The sequence below is a fragment of the Enterococcus sp. BSD2780061688st2 D3 genome (assembly GCF_005844145.1).
GTDB lineage: Bacteria > Bacillota > Bacilli > Lactobacillales > Enterococcaceae > Enterococcus_B > Enterococcus_B durans.
Genome location: NZ_SPHN01000011.1, coordinates 14,819 through 37,571, shown reverse-complemented (window position 1 = coordinate 37,571; position 22,753 = coordinate 14,819). Strand labels below are relative to the sequence as shown.

Genomic DNA, 22,753 nt, shown 5'->3' with positions numbered 1-22,753 from the left:
TTTTGTCCCACACTCGTCCATTTGGTCATTTTTTAACAATAAACTGTTAAATGTGCTGGTAAGATACTGATTTTAACAGGCAGTTTAGCCCCTTCGTCCCCATCGACATTTGTGGCTAATTCCGCGTTGTCTGACAAAGAAACTTTGACTTTTTCACATGCTTGATATGCTAGGTTATCCGTTGATTCGTCCACACCTTTTAATAAATCTGGTAAAGTTTTCAATGTATCAAGGAGAGAAGAATCTTTTAAATAAATCAGATGGAGCTTGCCATCATCAACTTTTGCATCGGGAATCAATGTTTCAAAACCGCCAATAGAGTTGGTCAAGCCAACCAATAACGTACTACTTTCGATTTTTTCTTCCTGACCGTCCACAGTTAAATGGAAAGAATAGGATTGTGTCCCAGCTAATTGCTTGATCCCAGAAATAAAATAAGCAAGTTTACCTAACTTTGTCTTCTTTTCAGGATCGACATCATTGATTGCTTCGGGAATCGTCCCGATTGCTACCACGTTCATAAAATAATCTTCGTTGATTTTTCCAATGTCTAAAGACTTAAAAGAATCGATTGAAAGATTCTCAATCGCCTCTTCTGGTTCTAATGGGATCTCTAAAGCGCGAGCTAAATCATTCACTGTTCCTAAAGGGATAAAACCAAAATTTGGTCGATGTTCCTGTTCAGCGATACCGCTGATTCCTTCATTGACGGTACCATCTCCTCCCATGACAAAAACACTGTGATATCCTTCAATCGTAGCTTCACGTGCAAAGTTTTTCGCATCACCTGCTTTTTTAGTGTGCAAAACAACCACTTCATCAAATATCGTTTTTAATTTTTCATGGGCAAGTTGTTCATATTCTTTTGCTTGCTCTCCTCCGGAACTTGGGTTCACCACTAACAACGCTTTTTGCATAGTATTCTTTCCTTTCTATGGCTTTTTTTCAACTATAGCATAGAAAAACTCGAAACATCTACTTATAGACATTTCGAGTTTCGAGTAATAGTTATCTTATTTTTCTAACAAAAGCATACCCAATGATTCCTACGAGGATCGTCCCACAAAAAGCAATAAAGGAAGAGTTTCGTTCATTTGTTTTAGGTAATGATCCCTTCTCAGAATCATCTGAACTTTCTATGCCGATCTGGATTGTATCTTTCGCGTCCTTCTTGCTCGATCCTGTGGTATTTGAGTCTGTGATACTTGAGCTTGTTGTGCTTGGTTCTGTGGTACTGGAGTCTGTAGTGCTAGAGTCTGTGGTACTTGGCTCTGTAGTACTTGGTTCTGTAGTGCTTGGTTCTGTGGTGCTTGGTTCTGTGGTGCTTGATTCTGTGGTGCTTGGTTCTGTGGTGCTTGGTTCTGTGGTGCTTGGTTCTGTGGTGCTTGGTTCTGGGTCTTTTTTCGTATTGGTAATCACAAAGGAATTTTCATTACTCCTTACTGTACTGTCAAAGTCAGTTGGGACATTGGTTTCTTGTATACTGTAACTAAAATCTTCACCGTTATTATTATACTTTGGCAAAACTACTTTCTGACCATTTATAGGAACTTCTTTGATCACAGCATGATAACCTTCTTCTTTACTTAAGGTTAGCTCATCAGAAATTTGCCAACTTGATGACTGGGAAACAGTATCTCTGCCCAACAGAAACGTAATTGATCCAGGTATATCCGCAACTTCTACATTTAACCACTTCTTTGTTATATCCAATTCAACTACGGGTGCCTTGATTGAAGGAATCGGAAAATCCAGCAGTTCGCTTTCATTATCAGGCGTCAAAGTTGTTCGACCATTGCATAAATACCATGTTTCACCTTTAAAATCAGCTGACTCAGTATTTATACGTACTTGATAAGTTAAAGTTATTCGTTCATTTTCACCTAATGCTATATTTTCAACTGTTATGATTTGGTTTGTTTCAGTAACTGTCACGTTATCTAAAATATCATCCGCCTTTTCCCACTCACCTTGTCTATTTTTGCGCCAGCCGTTTAACTTATACTGACTAGAATCAAAATTACCAGCTCCTTGAAGTAAAATATTTTCTCCCATAGGATCTGTGATTGTTCCATTAGAAATTGTTTTATCGATTCGATTGGCAATCTCCGTTAGCGCAGAACCTAAACCACTAAGATTCTCATCCGTTGTCAGATAGTTCTCTGGTTTTGAAGTAATATTCCGTCCAATATACTCCCCTCTGGCTGAAGGGGCTGTTGCTACAGAGTAGCAGTTAAAACCAGATTCCTTTACTGATACGATCGTGCCCAGTGTGGTATCTGTCACTACACTACTATTGACAGGAATGCCATTTGTATCAGTAGAGCTGTTGCTTGTCGTATAGTACTTCTCAGAATCAGTTTGATAATCTTTGATATAATTCTCCGTATGATACCCGTTATAATCAACGATTTCCCCGTTGTTTTGATATTGCGCTGCACCTTCTACTGGGAGATAACTTCGGTTGGCGCTATTGTCGCCTATATGAATAAATAGCTTTTCAGCTTCCGGTCTACTCTCTTCTAACAGCATCCGTTGGCCTTCGATCAGACCTTTTTGCATGAAAGTTCCAGAATGTGATACGACCTTATTTTTTAAGAAATCTTCTAAATAATTGATATCCGTTGAAAATCCATTTGTTGAATAAACATCACGATTATAAGCAACGATCCCGATTCGGATCATACCATCAGCTAGTGAATCAGCTAGTTCATTTCCAAATACTTGGAGCCCTTTTAGCGCATTCGTCAATTTTTCGCCATTCATTGAAGACGAGTAATCGATAACAAGCACTAAGTCGATTGGTGTATTTACTTGATTCCCTTTCACTGCCAGAGTTACATCAAATAATCCCTGCTCATCAGCCACTTCTTGTACGCTTTTCTTCATATATGCTATATCGGAATAATTGACATACCCTTCCTCATCAAAATTACCATCTGGCGCATTTCCATAATTATAGTTATACGTATTTCCTTCAGTTTTACCATTTTTCAAGTACTCCCCAGTTGTATCCTTTTGATAATTAAATGAATATGTCTCAGCAAAAACGGGTGTACTGATCAAAATCATGAATAAGCCAATTATTCCTACTAGTACTAAATTGGTACTTCTCATTCTATTAGAAATCATCTTCCTCTCCTTATCTCCCAACTTTTTTATAAACTGATACCTGGAGCCATCAGATATATAAATTTTTACAAAAGTTAGTATAGGCCAATCAACGAAAAGAAAGAGTCAAAAAAATGTATAGTTCAGATACAAAAAAATATTTTTTTTATGATATGATGGCAAAAGAATCAAACATGGACGAAATTATGTATAGATAGGAGAATCATTTATGGAAATCTTCAACTCCTTCTTTGGTAGCGATATAAAAAGAGAAATTGAGTTATTGTGCTTTTTGTATAAGCAAAATCGTTTTGTAAGTATTGAAGAAATCAGCCATGTTCTCAAAATGGATCGTCGTTCCATTCAGAAATACTACGATTTTCTGGTGCATAGTCCTTTACTTACATATGAAGATAGAGAAAATATTTTAATTAGTAAATATGGCCTCGGTTATAAATTCGTTGGAACAAAGAAAGATTATAAAGCTTTGACAAAACAAGTGCTACAATCAAATCCTTTTTTTGAGTTATTTGAAACACTTTTCTTAGAAAATGAAATCAATCTAGTAAAATTTGCTTATGAGAATTATGTATCTGAATCCACTGTACGAAAGAGACTCTATGAGCTAGAAAAATTACTTGATCCTATTGGTTTTACTTTGAAGAAAAACAAAGGCTATGTCTATCTGGAAGGCAACGAAGCGCGAATCCGTTACTTCATGGTAACTTTTTTTTGGCGAATTTTCTCCGGATTACATTGGCCTTTTCCAAATATCTCAGAAGAAAAGTGCACCCAAATCTCTAGAAATATTTATCAAGCAGCCCAGATAGAAGTCAATGAAATCGAAATAAGAATAACCACTTATCTTTTAGCAACGAATGTTGTCCGATATAGGAAAGGTTATCGGATAGACCCAGATACTTTAAGACTGGAACCTCCGCTAACTGAAGGAGACCAACTTCTTTTCTCACAATTGATTGGCAAAGATACGCTCATTTTTAAACAGTTGCAAAACGAACTAGATCAACACTATGTATTTGACTCAACAGAAATCGATTTTATTTATTATTGGTTGCAGTCAAGTCTCGGTTCTTCACTTTCTGATGAGCAGCTGAATGATTATTTTCCTCACAGTTTTAGTCAATCAAAAACAACTACTGATTTAAAAAAGCTGATAATCGCAATTTCTAAAGATAGCGATTTAAAAAAACTCTCAGCTAAAAAGAAACAGTTGATTCTACGTACGATCCTTACAGGCTTTCTTTCAGTTGAACTGTTTGGTGACACTGATCATACTTTGACAGGATATGATATGTATGATTTTGTTTCACAAAATTTTCCTAATCTTTTTATCCAATCAGAAAAAATACTAACAACGCTGAATATTTATGAAGAAGAAAGAAAAAGAAAAGGTTTGGCATTACATGTTGCTACAGCTTGGACGCTCATCTTTCCACCTTCTAAATTTATGAAACCAATCAAAATAAAATTGGAAACAGACCTACCACCTGTTCTCGAGCAAAACATCAAAGAACGGATCGAAGCACCATTCAAAAATTTTTACAACATTGACATTCGATCTAAATTTAACGATGACGAGTATGATCTTTATTTAAGTACTGCTTCTTTGACCGAAACACTTATCGAGCACCCCGTCTTATTGATCAATGCCCAAGTTACTCTCAATGACCTACTCATGATCCAAAAAGAAATCGAAGCAATTTCTCAAAACAACATGTCCCGTATTTGATTAGACAAAGGACATGTTGTTTTTTGAACTTCACACACCATTTGTCCATATTTTCCTTCAATAAGCCTCTTTGACTATCTACCCTTTTTTCTAAAAAATAGAAAAAGTAATTCTCTTCCCACCCTTTCAGTTTGTGTTTTATGCTAAAAGTTATTTGTCACAAACAAACGTTGCGGCCCAACAAATTAACTTTACGGCTCGTTCCCTTCACCTCGTTGGATGTCCGATTTTCATTATCAAAAATATGGAACAAATCTAAAAATAAGTTTTGCCACAGACTCTCGAATAAACGGTGTCCCAAAGTCAGGTTTTTCATAAATTCCAAAAAAAAAAACGAACAATACGTTTTTTGTATTGCTCGTTTTTCTCTCCAATTTCTCAAACCTAAACAACTTTTGTCTCGACCTCTACTTGATTTTCTATTTTTTATAAATAACCATAATCCCCACTTATTTTTAAGAACAAAGGCCTATTGATCCTAGAACGAGTGCCTTTCTTACACTTATTGTCCAGTAACGATTTGTGAAAATCCATTTTTCAATTCTTGATTATCTGTTTCTCTTAACTCAAGATAGTTGTTCGGATTCCCTTGATTTTGACTGGTGACCAAAACTTTAGGAGTTCCTCCCTCAATGGTGAAAAAGTAAACGTGTCTTGGTTTTTGTCCGGATTGTGTTTGCGCATCTGAATAAACTGCTACTAATCCGTAGCCAGATGGTACTTCTCCATTTTCTGACCAAGTTAACGAAATTGGTGTATTGGCAACCGTTGCTTGCCAACCATTCATATGGTTCAAAACTCCATCAGGTAACTGTAATCCATAGAGATTTACATTATTACCCGGTCCATAGGCTTGATAACTTTGTCCCATGGTTTGACCCCAACTAGCCATAAAGCTAGCCAATTGATTGCTTTTATCTGCACTCCACAACAGATTTGAAACCGTAGTTGTTTCTGTTGCTGTACTAGAGCTGGTATCTGTGCTACTTGTTGAATTGGTCGTTGTGCTGCTTGTCGAGCTGCTTGTTGTACTGTTTGTTGTACTGCTTTCTGAACTTGCTTTGCTACTTGATTCTTTTGTTACTGCTATACTACTTTCAGCAGACTTTGAAGACTGAGCCGTCGCTTTTTTTGTTTGTTGACATGCAGCCAATAACACTGTTGACAATACTAAACAAAACATCACCGTTTTTTTCATCTGTTTTCTCCTTATTCCCCAAACCTCAATTTTTTATAACTTATTATAAGCTTGTTTTTATAACAATACAATTACTTATTTTAGCCCCTGATCGATAACATATTCCCCTTGGTTTTCGGGGTAAAATCTAGGCTTCATGTGCTTTCTTCTTTACCTTGCTCACTTGCTTTCCCAAGAAAAATCACTCCTCGATTCTTTCGTGACCATCTGTTCACCACGTAGAAAATAATGTTATAAAAAAGAAGAACGCAATTCAAAAGCAGCGAGTTGTTGGATAGGATTCGAAAGAATGATTTCTGGATATAGCATAGCTCCATCTACTTTGATTTCTTGATTTTAAAGGATTAAATCGTAAACTATAAAACTATTACTTTTAGTTTATTTATCAAAATGATAAGATATGGAAAAGGAGTGATTTAATTATGAGTAAAAAAAATGTTGTTATTTTTATATCTTTATTGATTTTATCTACTTTCTCGTTAAGCGCTTGCGCATCTGCGGATAAAGACAAGATAGAAAATGTCGTCATCGTTCAAGTCACAAATGGTGGTACTTTGCAAAATCGTGGAGGTTATACCATAGAAAATGGAACTCTTGCTATTTTTAAAGAAATCCAACTATCTAAAAATATCAACCAAGATCCCTCTAGCTTAACCACTTCAGATAGTGAAAAAGAAGAAATAGAAAAATTACTTGCGAATGATTTTACTGAAGAAGATCAACACCCTGAACAAACTGGGCTATTTCAAACATACGATCGGAAAATAAAAAAAGCCTATGCTCAGATCGATAAAGAAAACAAAAAAACGTATCTCTATGGTGAGCATTATAAAAAAGAATTTACTTGGGTAAATGATCAAGGAACCCGCCTAATGGATTCGAATAAAGTGGAATATAGTTTTAGTCAAAAATAGATTTTCTAGTTTCTGTCACATGAAAAAATTGGACAGTTTCTTGTGTTTATAGGCAAAAATATCAGCCCTTTTCAATAAGAAATCAGCTGATATTTTTGTCTATTTTAGTTAAAACAATAGGAACTAGTCGATTAAATCGTTATTGCTCTCGCTATATCTTTATATAGAACTTATGTCCGACAAAATACAGACTTGCGTTTTCTTGTATTGCTCACGCTTTTGGTACAGCACGCGACTTTTATAGAAGAAATATAGCGTATCAAAGATGCTTTGTTTTACAATAGAAATGAAAAGATTTAAGCTAGTGCTGTTGAAATAATGCTTAGTTTTCGGATGGATTCAGGAGACAACCACCAAGTGATGCTCGTTTTCCTATCTTTCGACCTTCTAAGCTGATTCTATATCGCTTCCTTTACGTCAAAATAAAGGAAGACGTTTTATCCACTAGCAGAGGAGGAAGTTTTATGTCAAATGATCCATTGATGCAGGCTGTTGGCTTTTTTGAAGGCTTGCCGATCGATGACCCTAAAAGTTTCATTGATCAAAAAAAAGAAATCCCTATTCCTGAAGCAAGGGATATACTGGTAAAGGTCAAAGCGGTATCCGTCAACCCTGTTGACACTAAGTTAAGACAGACCGCACCTAAAAGCGATACGCTAAAAGTACTAGGATTTGATGGCGTAGGTGAAGTCGTCAAAATAGGCGAAAAAGTTTCTAAGTTCAAAATCGGGGATCGAATTTTTTATGCAGGTACTACAACACGTTCTGGCAGTAATCAAGAATATCAACTCGTTGATGAACGGATTGCAGCTTTAGCACCAAAGCATCTATCAGATGAAGAAGCCGTAGCCCTTCCCCTTACCTCCTTGACGGCCTATGAACTACTGTTTGATAAATTTGGATTGATTCCAGAAGAAAATGCCAATCAAGGAAAGAAAATCTTAGTGATCAATGGTGCAGGTGGTGTGGGCTCTATCTTGAACCAGTTAGCTAAATGGGCAGGATTAGAAATCTATGCTACTTCTAGTCCTAAAAACTTTGAATGGCTCACTTCAGTTGGTGTAGATCATCCACTAGATTATCATCACGATTTAAAACAAAGCTTGCAGGAACTAGGTGTAGAGGCTGTTGATTATATCGCCGTCTTATTCGATATCACCCATTATTTAGAACAAATCACTCATCTGATCAAACCGTTTGGACATGTAGGCACGATCGTTGGGGTCAATGAACCGCTGAACTTAAGTGCTTGGAAAAATCTATCAGTCAGCTTGGATTGGGAGTATATGTTTGCGAAAACTGATCATGACTACCAAATCGAAACACAAGGTGAAGCATTGGCAATGATTGCTTCGCTAGCAGAAAGAGGCGTCCTAAAAACAACCTTGACAAAAGTCTACTCGGATGGCATCAACGCAAAAAATTTGCGGGCAGCTACAAAAGAAGTCGAATCCGGACACATGTTAGGTAAAGTTGTTCTTAGCGGTACATTCAACGGCGAAGTTGCTCCATTTTAAAAGTTGAAGCAAGTCTTCTTTTGATACATTCCATCGCTTGAAATAAAGGCTGAACAATAAACACATGATGTGCGTTTTCAAAAATGTTCCGTGCAAACGACAAATTTGGGAACGCACATCAATTTTTTAATTAAAAGTGTTTACCAAAAGAACCAATCACAATTTTTTCTTCCACTATTCCCCCTGATTTATTCGGATCAGTGCGTTTCTTAATTGTTGGTACTTTTCTTCAGTTAACTGAAATGCCTCAGGATTCGCCTGATGACTATTCAGCATCCAATCTTTAGGGTCAGTGACAACTAAAAATTCATCAAGCAATTGTTGGACTTTCTTTTCGTTTTGTTCTTCTGCATGTTTCAATAACCAAAAGTCTTCTATTCCTCTTAGAAGTTGTTTGTAGCGAAGGGATAGTAATAAATCACCGTTATACCCTGGGTAGATCAAACAGTTGTCGCCAATCGGGAGTGCCCCCGTGTTATAGCGGATATCTGTTCGAGCATTTGTTGGCCAGCAGTTCAGTGCCCAACGCAATAAGCCATCCGTTTTAAAGTAATAAGCAAGTAACCCTTGGACTCGTGTTTCAAGCAATGGACTGTGTAAAAAGGTATTAGGTTTCGTTGGATAATTACAGATATAGTAGTTCAGTTTTTTTCCAAATTTTTCTAGTAATTGCTGTTGGTTGTTACAAGTACAATAAAACGAAGTCACAGGATAATCAATGACTGATTCTAATGAGTTTAAAACTGATTCTTTGTCAAAAGCAACTTTGATTTGAATAGATGGCTCGATGGCCTTTAAGTCATTGACTGCTTGGATAAATGCTTCTACTTCATGTGACTTAGGTTCATCTGCGGTCACATAGGTTCGTTCCCACACCCCAATCTCTTTCAAATGAAAAACAAGTTGTTTTAAGTACGCAGTAAAATCAGCTGCTTGTTCAATAAACGTAATCTTATCTGTTGATTCATCAAAATAGCGTAAGACGATTTTTTCTGAATGTCCCGACTGCTCATTCAAAGGAAAATAAGGTGGTTTCCAAACACCTAAAAGACCAAATAGATTGATTTCTTGATTGATACCGTATTTTTCAAAACAAGCAAGATAGCGATCCAAAATCGAAAAATCACAAATAAGTGCCCCTTCTATATTTTTCCGAATGGGAATCATTGAATATTCATATAGATTCGCTGGATAATCTTTGACAATATAGTTGAACCAGCCTTTCCAAGGAATCTCACCTGCGATCACTGTCACTGCCTTTTGACCAATTGCAGCTAACTTGTCAGCCATTTGATCAACCAAGCCAAAATGAGCATCTCCCCACAGAGGCACATGGAAGGTGCGTGCCAAATTGGAAGGTTGCTGCCAGATATCCAATCGAAAGTCTTGTTGCACATCATCTGGAAAAGCAAAATCCAAAACAGATACCTCAATTGATTTTTCCGCGACTAATTCATCCTCTTGATTAATGAACGAACGGTATACAGAAAGTTGGACTGGATAAGTACCCGGTTTTACTTGTTTATCGATAGGGATCTCTATATAAATAGGTGCATAGCGATCGCCACTATACGTATACGCTGTTTCTCCAATCAGCTTATCCGCATAAGCCAATCCATCCGTTCCTAAATAATAGTCAACAAATTGCGCTTGATAAGGTAAATCGCTTTTGATAGCAATTCGATACATGGGGATCTCGATCTCATCAGGAATTGAAAATTGCTTATTTAAAATAAAGTGATTCTTTTTGCCATCATGTAATAAAAGCTGAAAAGCGGCACAACTATTTTTAGAACTAGTAATCGTGGTGATTTGTGTTGGTTCTTCATGAGAAAGTTCTGTTGAAGCTTTATAACTTTCATCTACGATCATAAATTTCATTCTTTTCCACCTACCCTTTTTGATTGTTTCATTTGTTCATGCACCTTTGCTATACGTGCTGTGGAGAAAACTTCTGGTGAGAATTGCTGCAATTGATTCAATGAAAACCGACGAAGGATCTTGTAATAACTCTTTTCCGCTAATTTTGGGAATTCTTGGAATAAGATTGCTTGATTCGTTCCATCTTCTAGCAATTGCTCTAACGGCAGTTCGAGAACATTTTTTTCCATTGGTCCATTGACTGTTTGATTTACTGGCTGGGTTTCTTGCTTCCAATTCAACTCTAACCACTCACAAACGAGCTTCAACCAACGCGCAAAGCGTAAGTCGATCATTTCTGGTGATGCACCAAACCATTTAGTTCCCAGTGAAAGTCCATGACGCCCTTTTTGAAAAATATGGCTTTCAAATGGCACATCATGTTCTTCCAAAGCACTCAAATACAGCAAAGAATTCTCGATCGGTACGACATTATCTTCAAACGTAGAAAATAAAAAAGTTGGCGGTGTTTCTTTTGTTACACAAGTATCTAAAGAAGGCGCTTTGATTTTCATCACCTCAGCAAATGACGACAAAATCGCTGGATAACCTAAAATACAAAGATTCGGTTTTTCTTCTAACAACGTAGACATCGCTGCTGCAAGGTGTCCACCAGCAGAAAAACCAATCACCGCAATCTGATCTTGCGCAACTTTGTATTTCGCATCGATCTTTCTGATCTCTGCTAATGCCTGTTTCGCATCCTCTAATGATCGTTCGAAATCTCGATTTTCACCCACATGATAACGTAGTACGCCAGCATGATATCCCTTTGCTACAAATGATAAAGCGATTGGTTCAGCCTCTCTCTCACTACAAAAACTATAGCCACCCCCAGGGATCACTAAAACAAACGGTCGTTCTTCGATACGCTCCATCGCTGTTTTTTGATCATGCAAGTAAAAAGTCGCCCCAGAATCAGCACGTTTATCAAAAACGATTTTTTTAATATACATAACCGCTCCTCTCGATCATTCGTTATAATCCATTATTTTTTATAACTTTTTGATACCAATAAAAGCTATCTTTTTTATAACGAGCAAGATCCAACAACTCTGTTTCCGTTCGATTCACGTAAATAAATCCATAACGTTTTTCGATTCCTTCATGCGTGCTGATCAGATCAATGGCACTCCAAGGACAATAACCAATGATTTCAACACCATCTTGTACGGCTAATTCCATTTGCTCGATATGTTGTCGCAAATAATCGATCCGATACTCATCATGGATATGTCCATCAGGTGTCAAGGTATCTTTTGCACCAATACCATTTTCAGTAATCAACAGGGGCAAACGATAACGTGAATAAATTTCGTTTAATGTAAATCGAAAACCTTCTGGGTCAATAGGCCAACCAAATTCAGTTAAAGGTAAGTGGGTATTTTCCGTTGCTTGGAAAAACCCAGGAATACCAAAGCCGGACTGCTGATCCACCTTGTTTTCTTTTTCGTAATACGACGACACTGTCATCGTATTATAGTAATTGAACGCAATATAATCACATGTTCCAGCTGCTAAGATTTCTTGATCTTCTTCAGTGACCACAGGTGCTGCACCAATTGTTTCTAATAAATGCCACGCATTATGATTATAGACACCAAAAACTGCCACATCCAAAAACAACCAATTTCGCAATGCACTCATATATAACGCAGCTAACTGATCCTCTGGTTGGTCACTAGCTGGATACACACTAGCAATATTCGGTGCTGGACCGATTTTTCCAGGATAAGCTTGTTCATGGAAATTCTTCGTTACCAATGCTTGCGCGACTAACATATGGTGATTCTCCTGAAATTTTTCTTTCATCGTTTTATTACTTGTGCCAATGACTGATCCCGCTAACGCCATCACATTTTGCTCATTGATCGTTTGCCAGTATCGAACCTTGTGACTAAACCGTTCAAATAAAAGCGCACAATAGTTTGCAAATTCAGTAATTGTTTCTCTGTTTTCCCAGCCCCCTTTTTCCGCCATATAAACTGGCAGATCAAAATGGAACACTGTGACAATCGGTTCGATCCCTTGCATGATCAACTCATCGATCAGGTTTTCATAGAAAGCCAGCCCTGCTTCATTCACCTGTCCATTCGGTAACACCCGACTCCAAGAAATAGAGAAGCGATAAGCTTTTAATCCTAGCTCTTTGAACAATTTCACATCTTCTTTAAATCGGTGATAATGATCGATTGCTACTTTAAAATCTGTCGTTCCTTCCGGGATCTCTTTGACATCTTGAACAGAAGGTGCTTTCCCATCTGCTGACCATGCACCTTCCACCTGATAGGCGCTAGTTGATGCCCCCCATAAAAAATCATCTCTCATTATCTACTAACCTCCGCAACACCAATCAAATTTGCAGCTGATTTAAATGCAGTGCATTCGATCGGGATCTTTCTTAATGTCTGCTCGATCACTGGCGCCGTTCGAAATAGTTTCTCATAATATAATCGAATCGTTGTTATCACTATTTCTTGCTGACTGATTCCCCCACCAATGACGATTTTTTCTAAATCTAAGATCGTTTGTAAATTAAAGCAAAGAACTGCCACCCCATAGCAATAACTGTTAAAAAGTTGTTGTGCTTCAGCATGCTCCGTTTTTTTCAATTGTCGAAAAACTTCTTTCCCATCTGCTGGGACATCCAATAACTTCGCAAGACGGTGAATAAGTACCACCGCTGAAAGCCCCATCCCTGCAAAAGAATCAGTCCCTGCAATCTCACGGTCACGAATGAAAAAGCTCACCTCACCCGCTTGCCGATGGGTTCCTTGATAGACTTCACCATTGAGGATGATCCCCAGACCAACACCTGTTCCAAGGACCACCGCTGCAGCATTTTTAGTTTTTCGTAAATTTCCTTTTTTCCATTCTCCAAGTACGGCTGCCTTGGCATCATTTTCAATGACGATCTCGCCTGAAAAAAACGGCTGAATAAGTTGGATCAGGTTGACTTGATCTAAATAAGCGATTGCCCCACCAAACGCTACTTTTCCTGTTTCACTTACCGCCCCAGGCACAGCCACAGCTATTCGCTCATATGCTGTTTCTTGGTGATAGGATTGGATGATTTCTTGAAATAATTGAGTCAAATCAGGTAAGTTTTTCGGTGTAGCTACGCTTTTTTTATTCATTAACTGCCCGTCAAAAACCACCGCAGTTTTAATAAACGTCCCACCAATATCGATACTTAATGTTTTCATTTTTCTCTAACCTTTCATCAACCTATGCTTGGATCTCGTTGTTCTCTGTGATTGCTACTGTTTGTAACGTTTCTACTTCTTCTTGTTTCTTCTCTTCTAATGCACGTTCTAATTCATATTCCTTTTTATCAGCAATCTTGATGAATGGATACCACATAATTACCCCGATAGCTAAGCAGATCACCATTAAAATAGTGTAATTTAAACCACCAGCAAAAGGCATTTTTATAAAAGTAGGCGTTGTCCATGGAAGCAATGACATTGTTGGATTTAGCGAAATCGGTAAAATAGTCGTCGTCAAGCCCCATGTCACAAAGCCAGCAATCAGTTGTGTAAAGACTTGCGGAATAAAGAAAATAGGATTTAAAATAATCGGCATCCCAAACATCAGCGGCTCAGTAATATTGAAAAGTGACGGAATAAAGGAAAGTTTCCCTAGTTGTTTCATCTTCGCTGACTGACAACGAATCATGAAGAATGTCACAAATCCCATAAAACCAGCAGCATACATTCCCATGTAGATAACAGAAGGAATCAAATAAGGCAGTTTTTCGCCACTTTGAAAAGCAGTCATGTTCCCAACGATCATCGTCATACTGATTGCTCCAAGTGGTCCCTGTAATACAGCATTATGGATACCAAAGAACCATAATACTGCCAACAGTTCCATGATGATGATGATCGAGATCGGACTTGCAACCAACGAATTCAACGGTGCATTGATCACGTCAATGAAAAATTGAAAAATACTACCTGATGCTGTATAGCCAAATCCAACACGTAAACAAAAGACCAACGTAAAGATGATCGTTACCACAAAAACGGGTGAAAGTGATTGTGTAACCATTGGTGGCACACTTTCTGGCAATTTGATCATTAATTTCTTAGCAGATAAGAAAGCATAGAAACGTGTGACTAACAGCGCCACAAGCATACCGATAAACAGCCCTTGTCCACCAAGATAGTCTAATCTTAAAGCCCCGATCGCTTGCTCCGTCACTTCGCCATTTTGCGTGACAGTTGTCATGATTTGCTGCGGCATCAACATGATAAAACTAGCCAAAGAAATCAATGCTGCATTTCTTTCGTTCGTTTTCAATTGTTTGGCGTACGAAAAAGCCAAACTATACACAACGTATAAAGAGAAAACACCTGTAACGCCATTCGTGATTGCTTCAACATGCTGATAAACACCAATCTTCGTTAAATAATCGATCCAACCAGGTATGGGGAAATTACCAACAATCGTTAACAACGCAATCCCTAAAGTCAATGGACTTGTCCGAATAAACCCTTCCATCAAAGCAGCCAAAACTTTATTCTGTTGCAGCTTTTGTGATAACGGTAACAATCGATTTCCTAAAAATGCTTCTAATTTTTCCATATTCATTCTCCTTTAACTAAATGAAATGTTTGATTATTTTTGATACCCAAAAGATCCAATTGTAACGTATAGTTACCGGATGTCAGATGACGCACTCCTTCATTGTCAAAATAAGCGAATTCTTCCTCAGATAGCGTAAAAGTGACCACTTTTCGCTCCTTTGCCGCCAATAAAAGATGTTGTGTCGCAATTAGCCGTTTCATCGGCCGAACAATTTCTGCTGGATGATTCAAGAGGTAGATTTGTGGGGTTACCCAAGCTTCTCTCTCACTTTGGTTCACGATCTCATAGCAGCAGTGAATACCATCAGTTTTCTCTTCTACACCTTGCCATGTACCTTCAAAATCCGCATAACTCTTGCCTGACCCAAAGGAAAACAGCGGCTCGTTCGTTTCATCGATATATTTAGAAACAAACCGTTCACTATGTGCATTTTCCCCCAATGGCCGTCCAGTAGAAGTTTGCGCCGAATAAATCGGTATCTGTCCTTCACTTCTTGGGAAAGTCATCGTCAAACGCGCAGAAGGACTCGCTTTGCCCACTAAGAGGTTACAGATTCCTCTTCCACCCATGACGCCAGGAAACCATACCAGTAATAGACTGTCAAAATACGATTCAACCTCTGTCAACACTAAAGGACGTCCAGTATAAAGCAATCCCACTATCGGTTTCTTCAACTCTGCTAACTTTTTGATCAGTCGAATTTGTTTTTCCGGTAATCGCAGATTCGTCTTCGAGGCACCTTCTCCACTTTCTAAAAAGTTTTCACCAATCGTCAAAAGGATCACGTCTGCCTTTTTAGCTTGTTCCAGTGATTGTTCCAATAGAAATTCTTCATCCTCGATAGGGCCGTTCAATTGTTCAAATCCTGCTTTCAACGGTCCAAAAGAACTGTAATCTTCATACAAGTTAAAGCCTCTTGAAAATAGAAGCTGGTCTTGCTCAAATTGTTCCAACAACCCTGCTTTCAACGTCAATACATCCGAGGACCTCCCACTAACTGATGCCCAAAAGCCCAGAGTAAAATGACTTTCAGCGTACGGGCCGATCACCGCGATCCTTTGATCCTTCGTTTTCTTTAAAGGAAGTGCCGTTTCATTCTTCAATAAGACACAACTCTTTTCAACTAACTTAGTGGCTACTTCCTTTGCCTCATCCGTCAAAACTTCTCCCGTATTCGGTTCAGTCAATCCTCTAAAAGGCTGTTCAAATAGCCCCAATTTATTTTTTAAAATCAGTATTCTCCACACCGCTTCATCTAGCAATTCTGCAAAAACTCGATCTTTGGCTAGTTCCGGTAAAGCATTGGCATAGACAGCCGTCATCATATCGAAATCAACACCCGCCTCTAGCGCCTTTTTGGCTGCATCTTTTTCATCTTTTGCAAAGCCATGTGACACTAATTCTTGGACCGCCGCATAATCTGATACCAGTACACCATTAAAGCCAAAGCGCTCTCTTAAGATCTCTCGATTCAGCCATTTGTTCCCTGTCGATGGTACCCCATTCAATAAGTTGAATGCCGTCATTACTAATTCGCAATTCGCCTCTACAGCAGCTTCATAAGGTTGTAGATACTCATTGAATAATTTTTGATTCGACAGCTCCACCTGTTGGTATTCCCGACCACCCTCTGGCGCGCCATATGCCGCAAAATGTTTGATACAAGCAGCCACATGATTTTCTTGTAAATAGTCAGCCTTTTCTCCTTGATAACCAGTCACCACACGTTTGGCAAACTCTTTACTCGTGTAAACATCCTCTCCTGGTGATTCCATCACTCTACCCCAGCGTGGATCACGCACTAAATCTAGCATTGGAGAGAATACAACATGGATCCCATTCAAATAACTTTCCTTCGCAGAAATCTCTGCTGCCTGTTGGATCAAATCAAAATCATAAGAACCAGCTTGCGCCAAAGGCATTGGGAAAATTGTCCGAAAACCATAAACAATATCCGACATAAATAACAATGGAATTTTATGAGAGCTATTTTCTAAAACGTCTTTTTGGATTTGGTATAGTTTTTGGTGGTCATTCACATTGTAGATCGAACCAATCTCATAAAAATTTGGTTCTTTCTGAAACCCTAGATCTTTGGCAGGCCCAGTGTTCATCACGCCACTTTCAACAAAAAGATCGCCATTCAGTTGGATCGTCTGTGCAATCTTATCATGGACCGATAATCTGTGAAATAATTCTCTTAACTTTTGTTCTTCCATCTCGCCCTCCTGTAACCGTTTTAAATTACAGCTTGATTATATAAAGAATCCATACTAAGATATATTAAAATAGATGACTTTATATCAAAAAAGGAGTATCCCATGGAATTCGATGCATTAGCGCTGATTTTAAAACAACTTTATCATAAATATTTGATCCCATTTTTTATCCTTGATGAAAACAACAACATCCTCATCCCTGAACACTCTGACTGGACTGGTGACTACTTAGATCATCACTATTTAAATTCTGCCCCAGAAGATATCGTCCATTTTTTCGAGGAACCCCACTACTTTTTTTGTAATTTTAAGTGTGAGCTACCCAACTATGATACTTGTCGAGTATTGATCGGACCATGTGGCATCTTAGGTACAAAAAAAAGCACATTTACTTTCCATGACCACGATTATTTAGCTGGCGTACATTATGCCAAAGAAACCCAACAAGCATTTGTTGAGTTTGTCGAAGTATTTTATGCCTTGCTGAAAGGTCAGCTTCTTTCTAAAGAACAACGCAAATGGATCTTCCAAAATCAAAGAACCGGCGCCCATACAGAAACAATCGTCACCGACAATCTTTATAATCGAAGACTTGAAGACCCATTTCTCGATTCCTTTGAATTCGAACGCAGATATGTAGAAGCCGTTCGTCGAAACGAACCCGAAAAAATCGAATGGTTATTCAAAAAAGTAAATCATACGTATAATTCTAAACTGTCACTTAATGGCATCGAAAATCTGAAATATAAATACTCCGCCCTCATCACGATCTTGACCCGAGTAAGCGTCAATGAAGGCGTTCCAGTCAGCCAAGCATACAGCCTCTCTGACTCATTGATCCAAAACCTGAAAGAGATCCATACAATATCGGAATGCATGTCCTATATCAAAGCAAGCTCTTTACAATTCATGCAATTGATCCACGACTATCCTTATTCCGAAAAAAATTATCTAGTAAAAAATCTATTGAATTATATTGATGCCCATATTTACGATCGGATCACGATCAAAGAACTAGCAGCCTATGTACAAAAACATCCGACACACATTACAGCAGAATTTAAGAAAGCACTCGGTCAAACCATCCACACCTATATCAATCAGAGGAAAATTGCCGAAGCCAAACATCTGCTGCTTTTCACAGATAAATCCTATAAAGAAATCGCGCCATTACTCAATTTTTCAAGTCAAAGTCACTTTATCCAAGTATTCAAACAATTTGAAAAGCTAACCCCTCTAGAATTCAAAAATAAATATGTATTCCCTATTTTTTGATCGATAAGGAAGTAGTCTTACTGCACAAAAATGAAGAATATGGGACAAATCTAAAAATCAGTTTTGCCACAGACTATCGAGCAAAGAGCTCCAAAAGTCAGGCTTTTCGGAAATTCCAAAAAAAACGAGCAATACAAAAAACGTATTGTTCGTTTTTCTCTCCAATTTCTCAAACCTAAACGACTTTTGTCTCGACCGCTTCTAAGTATGACTAGATGCTAGGAGTACAAGCTTCTCCTTCGAAAATAAGTCGAAATTCATAAAAAAATTTAAAAAGTAATTTTCGTGATTCTCTTCTTAGTTTTCGGAGTCAAGTGCTTCTGTCCTAGTCTCGTTAGTCTATTTTTAGTTGACTGTAAATTTTGTTCTTATTGAATCATGCTAACTTCGTATTTAGTACTTCTTCACGTATGGTAATGAGGGAAATTCTATTGACCTTTATCTAATCATGTTGTGAACCCACTGAACAAACTCATCTTCTTGAACAGTATTTTCTGCGATAATATTCCATTGTTCTTTCCCACACGTTTCACATTTATGCATGATTTGATACCCTTTTTTTGACGTATATCTATAAGTGACCGGTTTCATTAATCCAAAGCAATCACTATTCCGATCCCCTGGCATACGATCTACATGAAGAGAATACAAACAAAATGGGCAATGATTTCGATAAGAACCATTCGTCAATCGCTGTACCTCTCTATTACAATATCTACAAATAAATCCATTGTTTTCATTCGCTCTCATTTACTTTCCTCCAATAATAAAATAATTATTTTTGGAGAAAAGGGTTCCGTTTATTCTTTTTCGCAGGCTTCTTTGAGTAGTGACATATTCACCGCAATCATGCGATTACTTCTGCTTCCTACTTCATAGAATAAATTCTAATCCGAACCTCTCATAGTTTTATGATTTGTTGTACTATGCACTGTGTCGCAGACTTACTCCACGCCCCAGCAGTACGTGTATCTCAAAGTCACTGCCCTTGGCATCGTCCCCTAGAAAGTAATGGAGCTATTTTTTACTAAAAACATAATGCCTCCTTCATAATTTTTTATAAAAAAATCAACGTAAAACCAAACTACGCTAACTTTAATTTTTGACTGTACTTTACTGCTATAAATCATATTGATCAAGCTTATTTTGTCACTTAATACAAAATATGTCTTGTTCTTTTATATTAACAAACTTTACTTGGAAAATCTCTTTTGTTTAAACTAAACTTTTTTGAAATTCTTTATAGGTAGTTCATGTTCTTGTTTTTTTAAGTCAATAAGTTTTATTAAGCCCTCTATTCTTCTATCCATAGTTTTTTTTTGTTTTTGTTGAAATTAACTATAGTCAAAAAACTTGAGGATACCATCTAAGCTTCAACTTAAATATTTTAATTATCATCATGACAATATTTCTTCAAGCATTGTTATAACGGTAATTAGACACCTTTTTTCTTTTTTCATTAGTTTCAACAATTCAAAACATATTTTTTCGATATATTCTGTTTTTTGTTTTTTATAATTATAAGTATGTACATTGTATTTTATTGTTAATTTTTTGATTTCTTCACATTTACTTACTAACTCTTTAAATTCATTGATCACTCTATCCAGTTCAGTTTTGTTGAATAAAATCTCTTTTTTTATGTATTTAAAAGATCTTAACAAGCACTTTTTTTGCTCTAATAATTTATGTACATTTCTTATATCATACTCTAGTAAGTATTGGGCGTAATATTGCAAGATATTATGATAGGTATTGTAACCAAAACTAAAATTAACTAAATAGTCATTTAAATTATCTCCACGAAAATATTTAACTAGCCTTTTATAAAAGATCGTTAAATCAAACTTAAATGTGCATACTGTCGGTTTTATAAAAAATATATCCGAAAATTCCTCATGGATTTCATTTAAACACTCATATGAATTTTCAAACTCTACAAATGAAACTTCTGAAATTTCTATTAACCCATTCATACCATACCCCAATAAATAAAAAATGGATTGGTCCAAATCAAAGCCAATAATCAAGTTATCGTGAATCCAATTCTCCGTTTTATAGGCAAAGCGATTAGGTAAAAAATATTCATTTAAAAATAGATAGACATAGGTATCATTTTTTATAGTATGAACGATCAAATCAACTATATTTATTTTATTTAGATATCTTTTCATGAAATTTCTTTGTATCTTACTTTCTTCTAAGTTTGGTACAACATATGGCCATGTATGATACCCTTTTAATTGACTATTTTTTTGAAAGACATCCTTATTCATACATAAATCAAAGTATTCCATTGCTATCCATCCTTCAAAAGAAGGATATTGATTGATGATGTTATATCTAAATGATTCATCATTATAACAAGATACAATTGGTTTCGTTGATATTGGTAATATTTTTTTCATCTCATCTTACCCCATAGAATATAGTTCTGATTGCAGCAAGTATATTTTACTGTATAGACCTTTTTTATTTAGCAATTCTTCATGATTTCCTTTTTCAGTAATTTCTCCATCAGCCAGACAAAAGATATAGTCACAAAATTTAGTACTAGCTAATCTATGGGAGATAAAAAAAGTCATTTTATTTTTTGTTAAAAGATTAAATCTTGAGTAAAGTTCCATTTCAGCTATTGGATCCATGGCGGCTGTTGGTTCATCTAATATAATAATTGGAGACTGCTTTAACTCTGCTCTAGCTAAAGCTAATTTTTGGCTCTCTCCACCAGAAGGTTCAAATCCTCTCTCATCAAAATTTTTATATACAGATGTCTCTAATCCTTTTTCATATTTTCCAATAGAAAAACCATTTTTTTTCAAAGCATGATAAATCGATGAATCAGAAATATTCCTTTTATTATCAAATACTAAATTATCTTTTATACTAAAAGAAAACAGTTTAAAATCTTGAAAGACAGTTGCTATTAGTTCAGAATATTTTTTATTGTCAATTTTCTGTATATCAATACCGTTGATCAATATTTTCCCCCTCGTTGGTCTATATAATCGGCAAACTAGTTTGATCAAAGTTGTCTTTCCTGCTCCATTTTCACCAACTATTGCTACTCTGTCACCTGATTTTATTTTAAAATTGATTCTTTTTAAGGTGTAGTGAGTAGCGTTAGGATATTTAAACCAAACATCGTTAAATACGATTTCGATAGCAGTAAAATCAATCTCTTTATTCGTTAGATTTGTATTTTTTATTTGTGGTAACTGCATGTATGACAGCAAGGAGTCAAAATAATTTTGATATTGCCTGATCGTTGCCACACTCGCTAATACCTGTTTTAACAATAAATTAAATGTATTAATCGCTGAAATGTACATTGAAAAATCACCTATCGTAATTTTCTTAGATAAAAATTGTACTATTAAAAATATGTATGTGATACTTTCTCTTATAAAGTTTGAAATTAAGTTAGTATTTTCTACCTTGATTGATTCATTTACTTGATTTGTATAAAACACATTAGCTTCACGTAAATGCTTTTCAACTTTGTCAGTCAACCATGATGCTAAATCAAATATTCTAATTTCTTTAGCATACTGAAACGATTCAATAATATTAATTAAATAAGTTGTCTTTCTTTCAATAGGTGCTTTTTCCATGTCCCAATCAACATATTTCTGTTTTATTTTATTATCAAAATAGCTTGTACTAAGCGATAGAATGATAAAGATAAATAACAAGAAACCATTCAAAGTTGAAATAATTCCCATAATTCCCACAAATACAAATATGTTTCCCATAATACTAGCAAAATGATCAAAAACAGCTCCAAAGCCCTGCCCATCACCATATAAAAATTTTGATGCTTTTTCTTTATGATCTAAGAATTCTGCACTTTCAATTCTTTCAAAATCAGCTGTTGCAATCTTCTTTGTTAATTCCGATTGAAATGTAATAAACAAGAATGATTTTTGTATAAATGCCTGCTTTTTTACATAATTCGCTAGATATCCCCCAATCAATTGGCATCCCAATAATATAGTTACATATAAGAAAAGACGTTCTATTCTTTGTGAGCTGATCAATTCATCAATAATAAATTTAGGTAAAATAATCAGCAGTAACGGCATGATGGAGAAAATCAATTGATATAAAAATGTATAAACAATATACTTTTTATTATGTTTCCAACAATAGGAAATAAAAAATTTTATGCTATTTATCTCTTTCCCCTCCTTTTTAGTAAAAATATTCACTAGGAATATCCGTAGCTGAAATCTTGAGCGGTAATCGAAGAAAGC

16 protein-coding genes are annotated in these 22,753 nt (G+C 36.4%); 4 read left to right on the top strand and 12 right to left on the bottom strand.

The annotated features are described in order from the left end of the window. Positions 1-32 precede the first annotated feature (32 nt). Both FGQ66_RS09795 and FGQ66_RS09790 read right to left on the bottom strand, forming a co-directional pair. Positions 33-917, bottom strand: coding sequence for a diacylglycerol/lipid kinase family protein (locus tag FGQ66_RS09795; protein WP_138302304.1), 885 nt, complete (start codon positions 915-917; stop codon positions 33-35). A gap of 91 nt (positions 918-1,008) precedes the next feature. Next, the gene (locus FGQ66_RS09790) at positions 1,009-3,132 is read right to left on the bottom strand and encodes a VWA domain-containing protein (protein WP_138302303.1); all 2,124 of its coding nucleotides are present in this window, start codon (positions 3,130-3,132) and stop codon (positions 1,009-1,011) included. Between the two features lie 208 nt (positions 3,133-3,340). Between FGQ66_RS09790 and FGQ66_RS09785 the strand changes: the two genes are divergently transcribed. Beyond that, positions 3,341-4,861 (top strand): AcpB/EbpR/MafR family transcriptional regulator, encoded by a 1,521-nt coding sequence (locus FGQ66_RS09785; RefSeq protein WP_138302302.1) that lies wholly within the window; start codon positions 3,341-3,343, stop codon positions 4,859-4,861. Positions 4,862-5,363: 502 nt separating this feature from the next. On the opposite strand, the gene FGQ66_RS09780 is transcribed toward FGQ66_RS09785, so the two are convergent. Further along, a complete protein-coding gene (locus FGQ66_RS09780) occupies positions 5,364-6,059 on the bottom strand; it encodes a DUF4767 domain-containing protein (RefSeq protein ID WP_138302301.1) in 696 nt (231 codons plus the stop codon). 422 nt (positions 6,060-6,481) lie between these two features. Between FGQ66_RS09780 and FGQ66_RS09775 the strand changes: the two genes are divergently transcribed. After that, positions 6,482-6,973, top strand: coding sequence for a hypothetical protein (locus FGQ66_RS09775; protein ID WP_138302300.1), 492 nt, complete (start codon positions 6,482-6,484; stop codon positions 6,971-6,973). Between the two features lie 464 nt (positions 6,974-7,437). Further along, entirely contained in the window at positions 7,438-8,490 is a 1,053-nt protein-coding gene (locus tag FGQ66_RS09770) for a zinc-binding alcohol dehydrogenase family protein (RefSeq protein WP_138302299.1), read from the top strand. A gap of 174 nt (positions 8,491-8,664) precedes the next feature. Here FGQ66_RS09770 and FGQ66_RS09765 read toward each other — a convergent pair whose 3' ends face one another. Genes FGQ66_RS09765 through FGQ66_RS09740 form a run of 6 tightly spaced genes read right to left on the bottom strand, consistent with a single transcriptional unit; the run spans position 8,665 to position 17,222 of the window. Further along, positions 8,665-10,371, bottom strand: a complete 1,707-nt coding sequence (locus FGQ66_RS09765; RefSeq protein ID WP_138302298.1) for a DUF4091 domain-containing protein — start codon at positions 10,369-10,371, stop codon at positions 8,665-8,667. Then, positions 10,368-11,366 (bottom strand): alpha/beta hydrolase, encoded by a 999-nt coding sequence (locus FGQ66_RS09760; protein WP_230315280.1) that lies wholly within the window; start codon positions 11,364-11,366, stop codon positions 10,368-10,370. Before FGQ66_RS09760 ends, FGQ66_RS09765 begins: the two co-directional genes overlap by 4 nt. Before the next feature lie 22 nt (positions 11,367-11,388). Beyond that, entirely contained in the window at positions 11,389-12,738 is a 1,350-nt protein-coding gene (locus tag FGQ66_RS09755) for a glycoside hydrolase family 1 protein (protein WP_138302297.1), read from the bottom strand. Continuing rightward, positions 12,738-13,616 (bottom strand): ROK family protein, encoded by an 879-nt coding sequence (locus FGQ66_RS09750; protein WP_138302296.1) that lies wholly within the window; start codon positions 13,614-13,616, stop codon positions 12,738-12,740. The genes FGQ66_RS09755 and FGQ66_RS09750 overlap by 1 nt, the downstream gene beginning before the upstream one ends. 22 nt (positions 13,617-13,638) lie before the next feature. Next, a complete protein-coding gene (locus tag FGQ66_RS09745) occupies positions 13,639-15,000 on the bottom strand; it encodes a PTS sugar transporter subunit IIC (RefSeq protein WP_138302295.1) in 1,362 nt (453 codons plus the stop codon). A 2-nt stretch (positions 15,001-15,002) separates the two neighbouring features. Further along, on the bottom strand, positions 15,003-17,222 hold the full coding sequence (locus FGQ66_RS09740) for a glycoside hydrolase family 3 N-terminal domain-containing protein (protein ID WP_138302294.1): 2,220 nt from the start codon (positions 17,220-17,222) through the stop codon (positions 15,003-15,005). 102 nt (positions 17,223-17,324) lie between these two features. Between FGQ66_RS09740 and FGQ66_RS09735 the strand changes: the two genes are divergently transcribed. After that, positions 17,325-18,497, top strand: coding sequence for an AraC family transcriptional regulator (locus FGQ66_RS09735; RefSeq protein WP_138302293.1), 1,173 nt, complete (start codon positions 17,325-17,327; stop codon positions 18,495-18,497). Between the two features lie 438 nt (positions 18,498-18,935). Here FGQ66_RS09735 and FGQ66_RS09730 read toward each other — a convergent pair whose 3' ends face one another. The 3 genes from FGQ66_RS09730 to FGQ66_RS09720 all read right to left on the bottom strand — a co-directional run bounded on the left by FGQ66_RS09730 (position 18,936) and on the right by FGQ66_RS09720 (position 22,708). Then, positions 18,936-19,247, bottom strand: coding sequence for an RNHCP domain-containing protein (locus FGQ66_RS09730; RefSeq protein WP_138302292.1), 312 nt, complete (start codon positions 19,245-19,247; stop codon positions 18,936-18,938). Between the two features lie 647 nt (positions 19,248-19,894). Further along, entirely contained in the window at positions 19,895-20,905 is a 1,011-nt protein-coding gene (locus FGQ66_RS09725; protein WP_138302291.1) for a hypothetical protein, read from the bottom strand. Between the two features lie 6 nt (positions 20,906-20,911). Next, entirely contained in the window at positions 20,912-22,708 is a 1,797-nt protein-coding gene (locus tag FGQ66_RS09720; protein WP_138302290.1) for an ABC transporter ATP-binding protein, read from the bottom strand. Positions 22,709-22,753: the final 45 nt, after the last annotated feature.

Coding starts and splice junctions, on each gene's coding strand:
- FGQ66_RS09795 (WP_138302304.1), bottom strand. CDS start 917: ATGCAAAAAGCGTTGTTAGTGGTGAACCCAAGTTCCGGAGGAGAGCAA.
- FGQ66_RS09790 (WP_138302303.1), bottom strand. CDS start 3,132: ATGATTTCTAATAGAATGAGAAGTACCAATTTAGTACTAGTAGGAATA.
- FGQ66_RS09785 (WP_138302302.1), top strand. CDS start 3,341: ATGGAAATCTTCAACTCCTTCTTTGGTAGCGATATAAAAAGAGAAATT.
- FGQ66_RS09780 (WP_138302301.1), bottom strand. CDS start 6,059: ATGAAAAAAACGGTGATGTTTTGTTTAGTATTGTCAACAGTGTTATTG.
- FGQ66_RS09775 (WP_138302300.1), top strand. CDS start 6,482: ATGAGTAAAAAAAATGTTGTTATTTTTATATCTTTATTGATTTTATCT.
- FGQ66_RS09770 (WP_138302299.1), top strand. CDS start 7,438: ATGTCAAATGATCCATTGATGCAGGCTGTTGGCTTTTTTGAAGGCTTG.
- FGQ66_RS09765 (WP_138302298.1), bottom strand. CDS start 10,371: ATGAAATTTATGATCGTAGATGAAAGTTATAAAGCTTCAACAGAACTT.
- FGQ66_RS09760 (WP_230315280.1), bottom strand. CDS start 11,366: ATGTATATTAAAAAAATCGTTTTTGATAAACGTGCTGATTCTGGGGCG.
- FGQ66_RS09755 (WP_138302297.1), bottom strand. CDS start 12,738: ATGAGAGATGATTTTTTATGGGGGGCATCAACTAGCGCCTATCAGGTG.
- FGQ66_RS09750 (WP_138302296.1), bottom strand. CDS start 13,616: ATGAAAACATTAAGTATCGATATTGGTGGGACGTTTATTAAAACTGCG.
- FGQ66_RS09745 (WP_138302295.1), bottom strand. CDS start 15,000: ATGGAAAAATTAGAAGCATTTTTAGGAAATCGATTGTTACCGTTATCA.
- FGQ66_RS09740 (WP_138302294.1), bottom strand. CDS start 17,222: ATGGAAGAACAAAAGTTAAGAGAATTATTTCACAGATTATCGGTCCAT.
- FGQ66_RS09735 (WP_138302293.1), top strand. CDS start 17,325: ATGGAATTCGATGCATTAGCGCTGATTTTAAAACAACTTTATCATAAA.
- FGQ66_RS09730 (WP_138302292.1), bottom strand. CDS start 19,247: ATGAGAGCGAATGAAAACAATGGATTTATTTGTAGATATTGTAATAGA.
- FGQ66_RS09725 (WP_138302291.1), bottom strand. CDS start 20,905: ATGAAAAAAATATTACCAATATCAACGAAACCAATTGTATCTTGTTAT.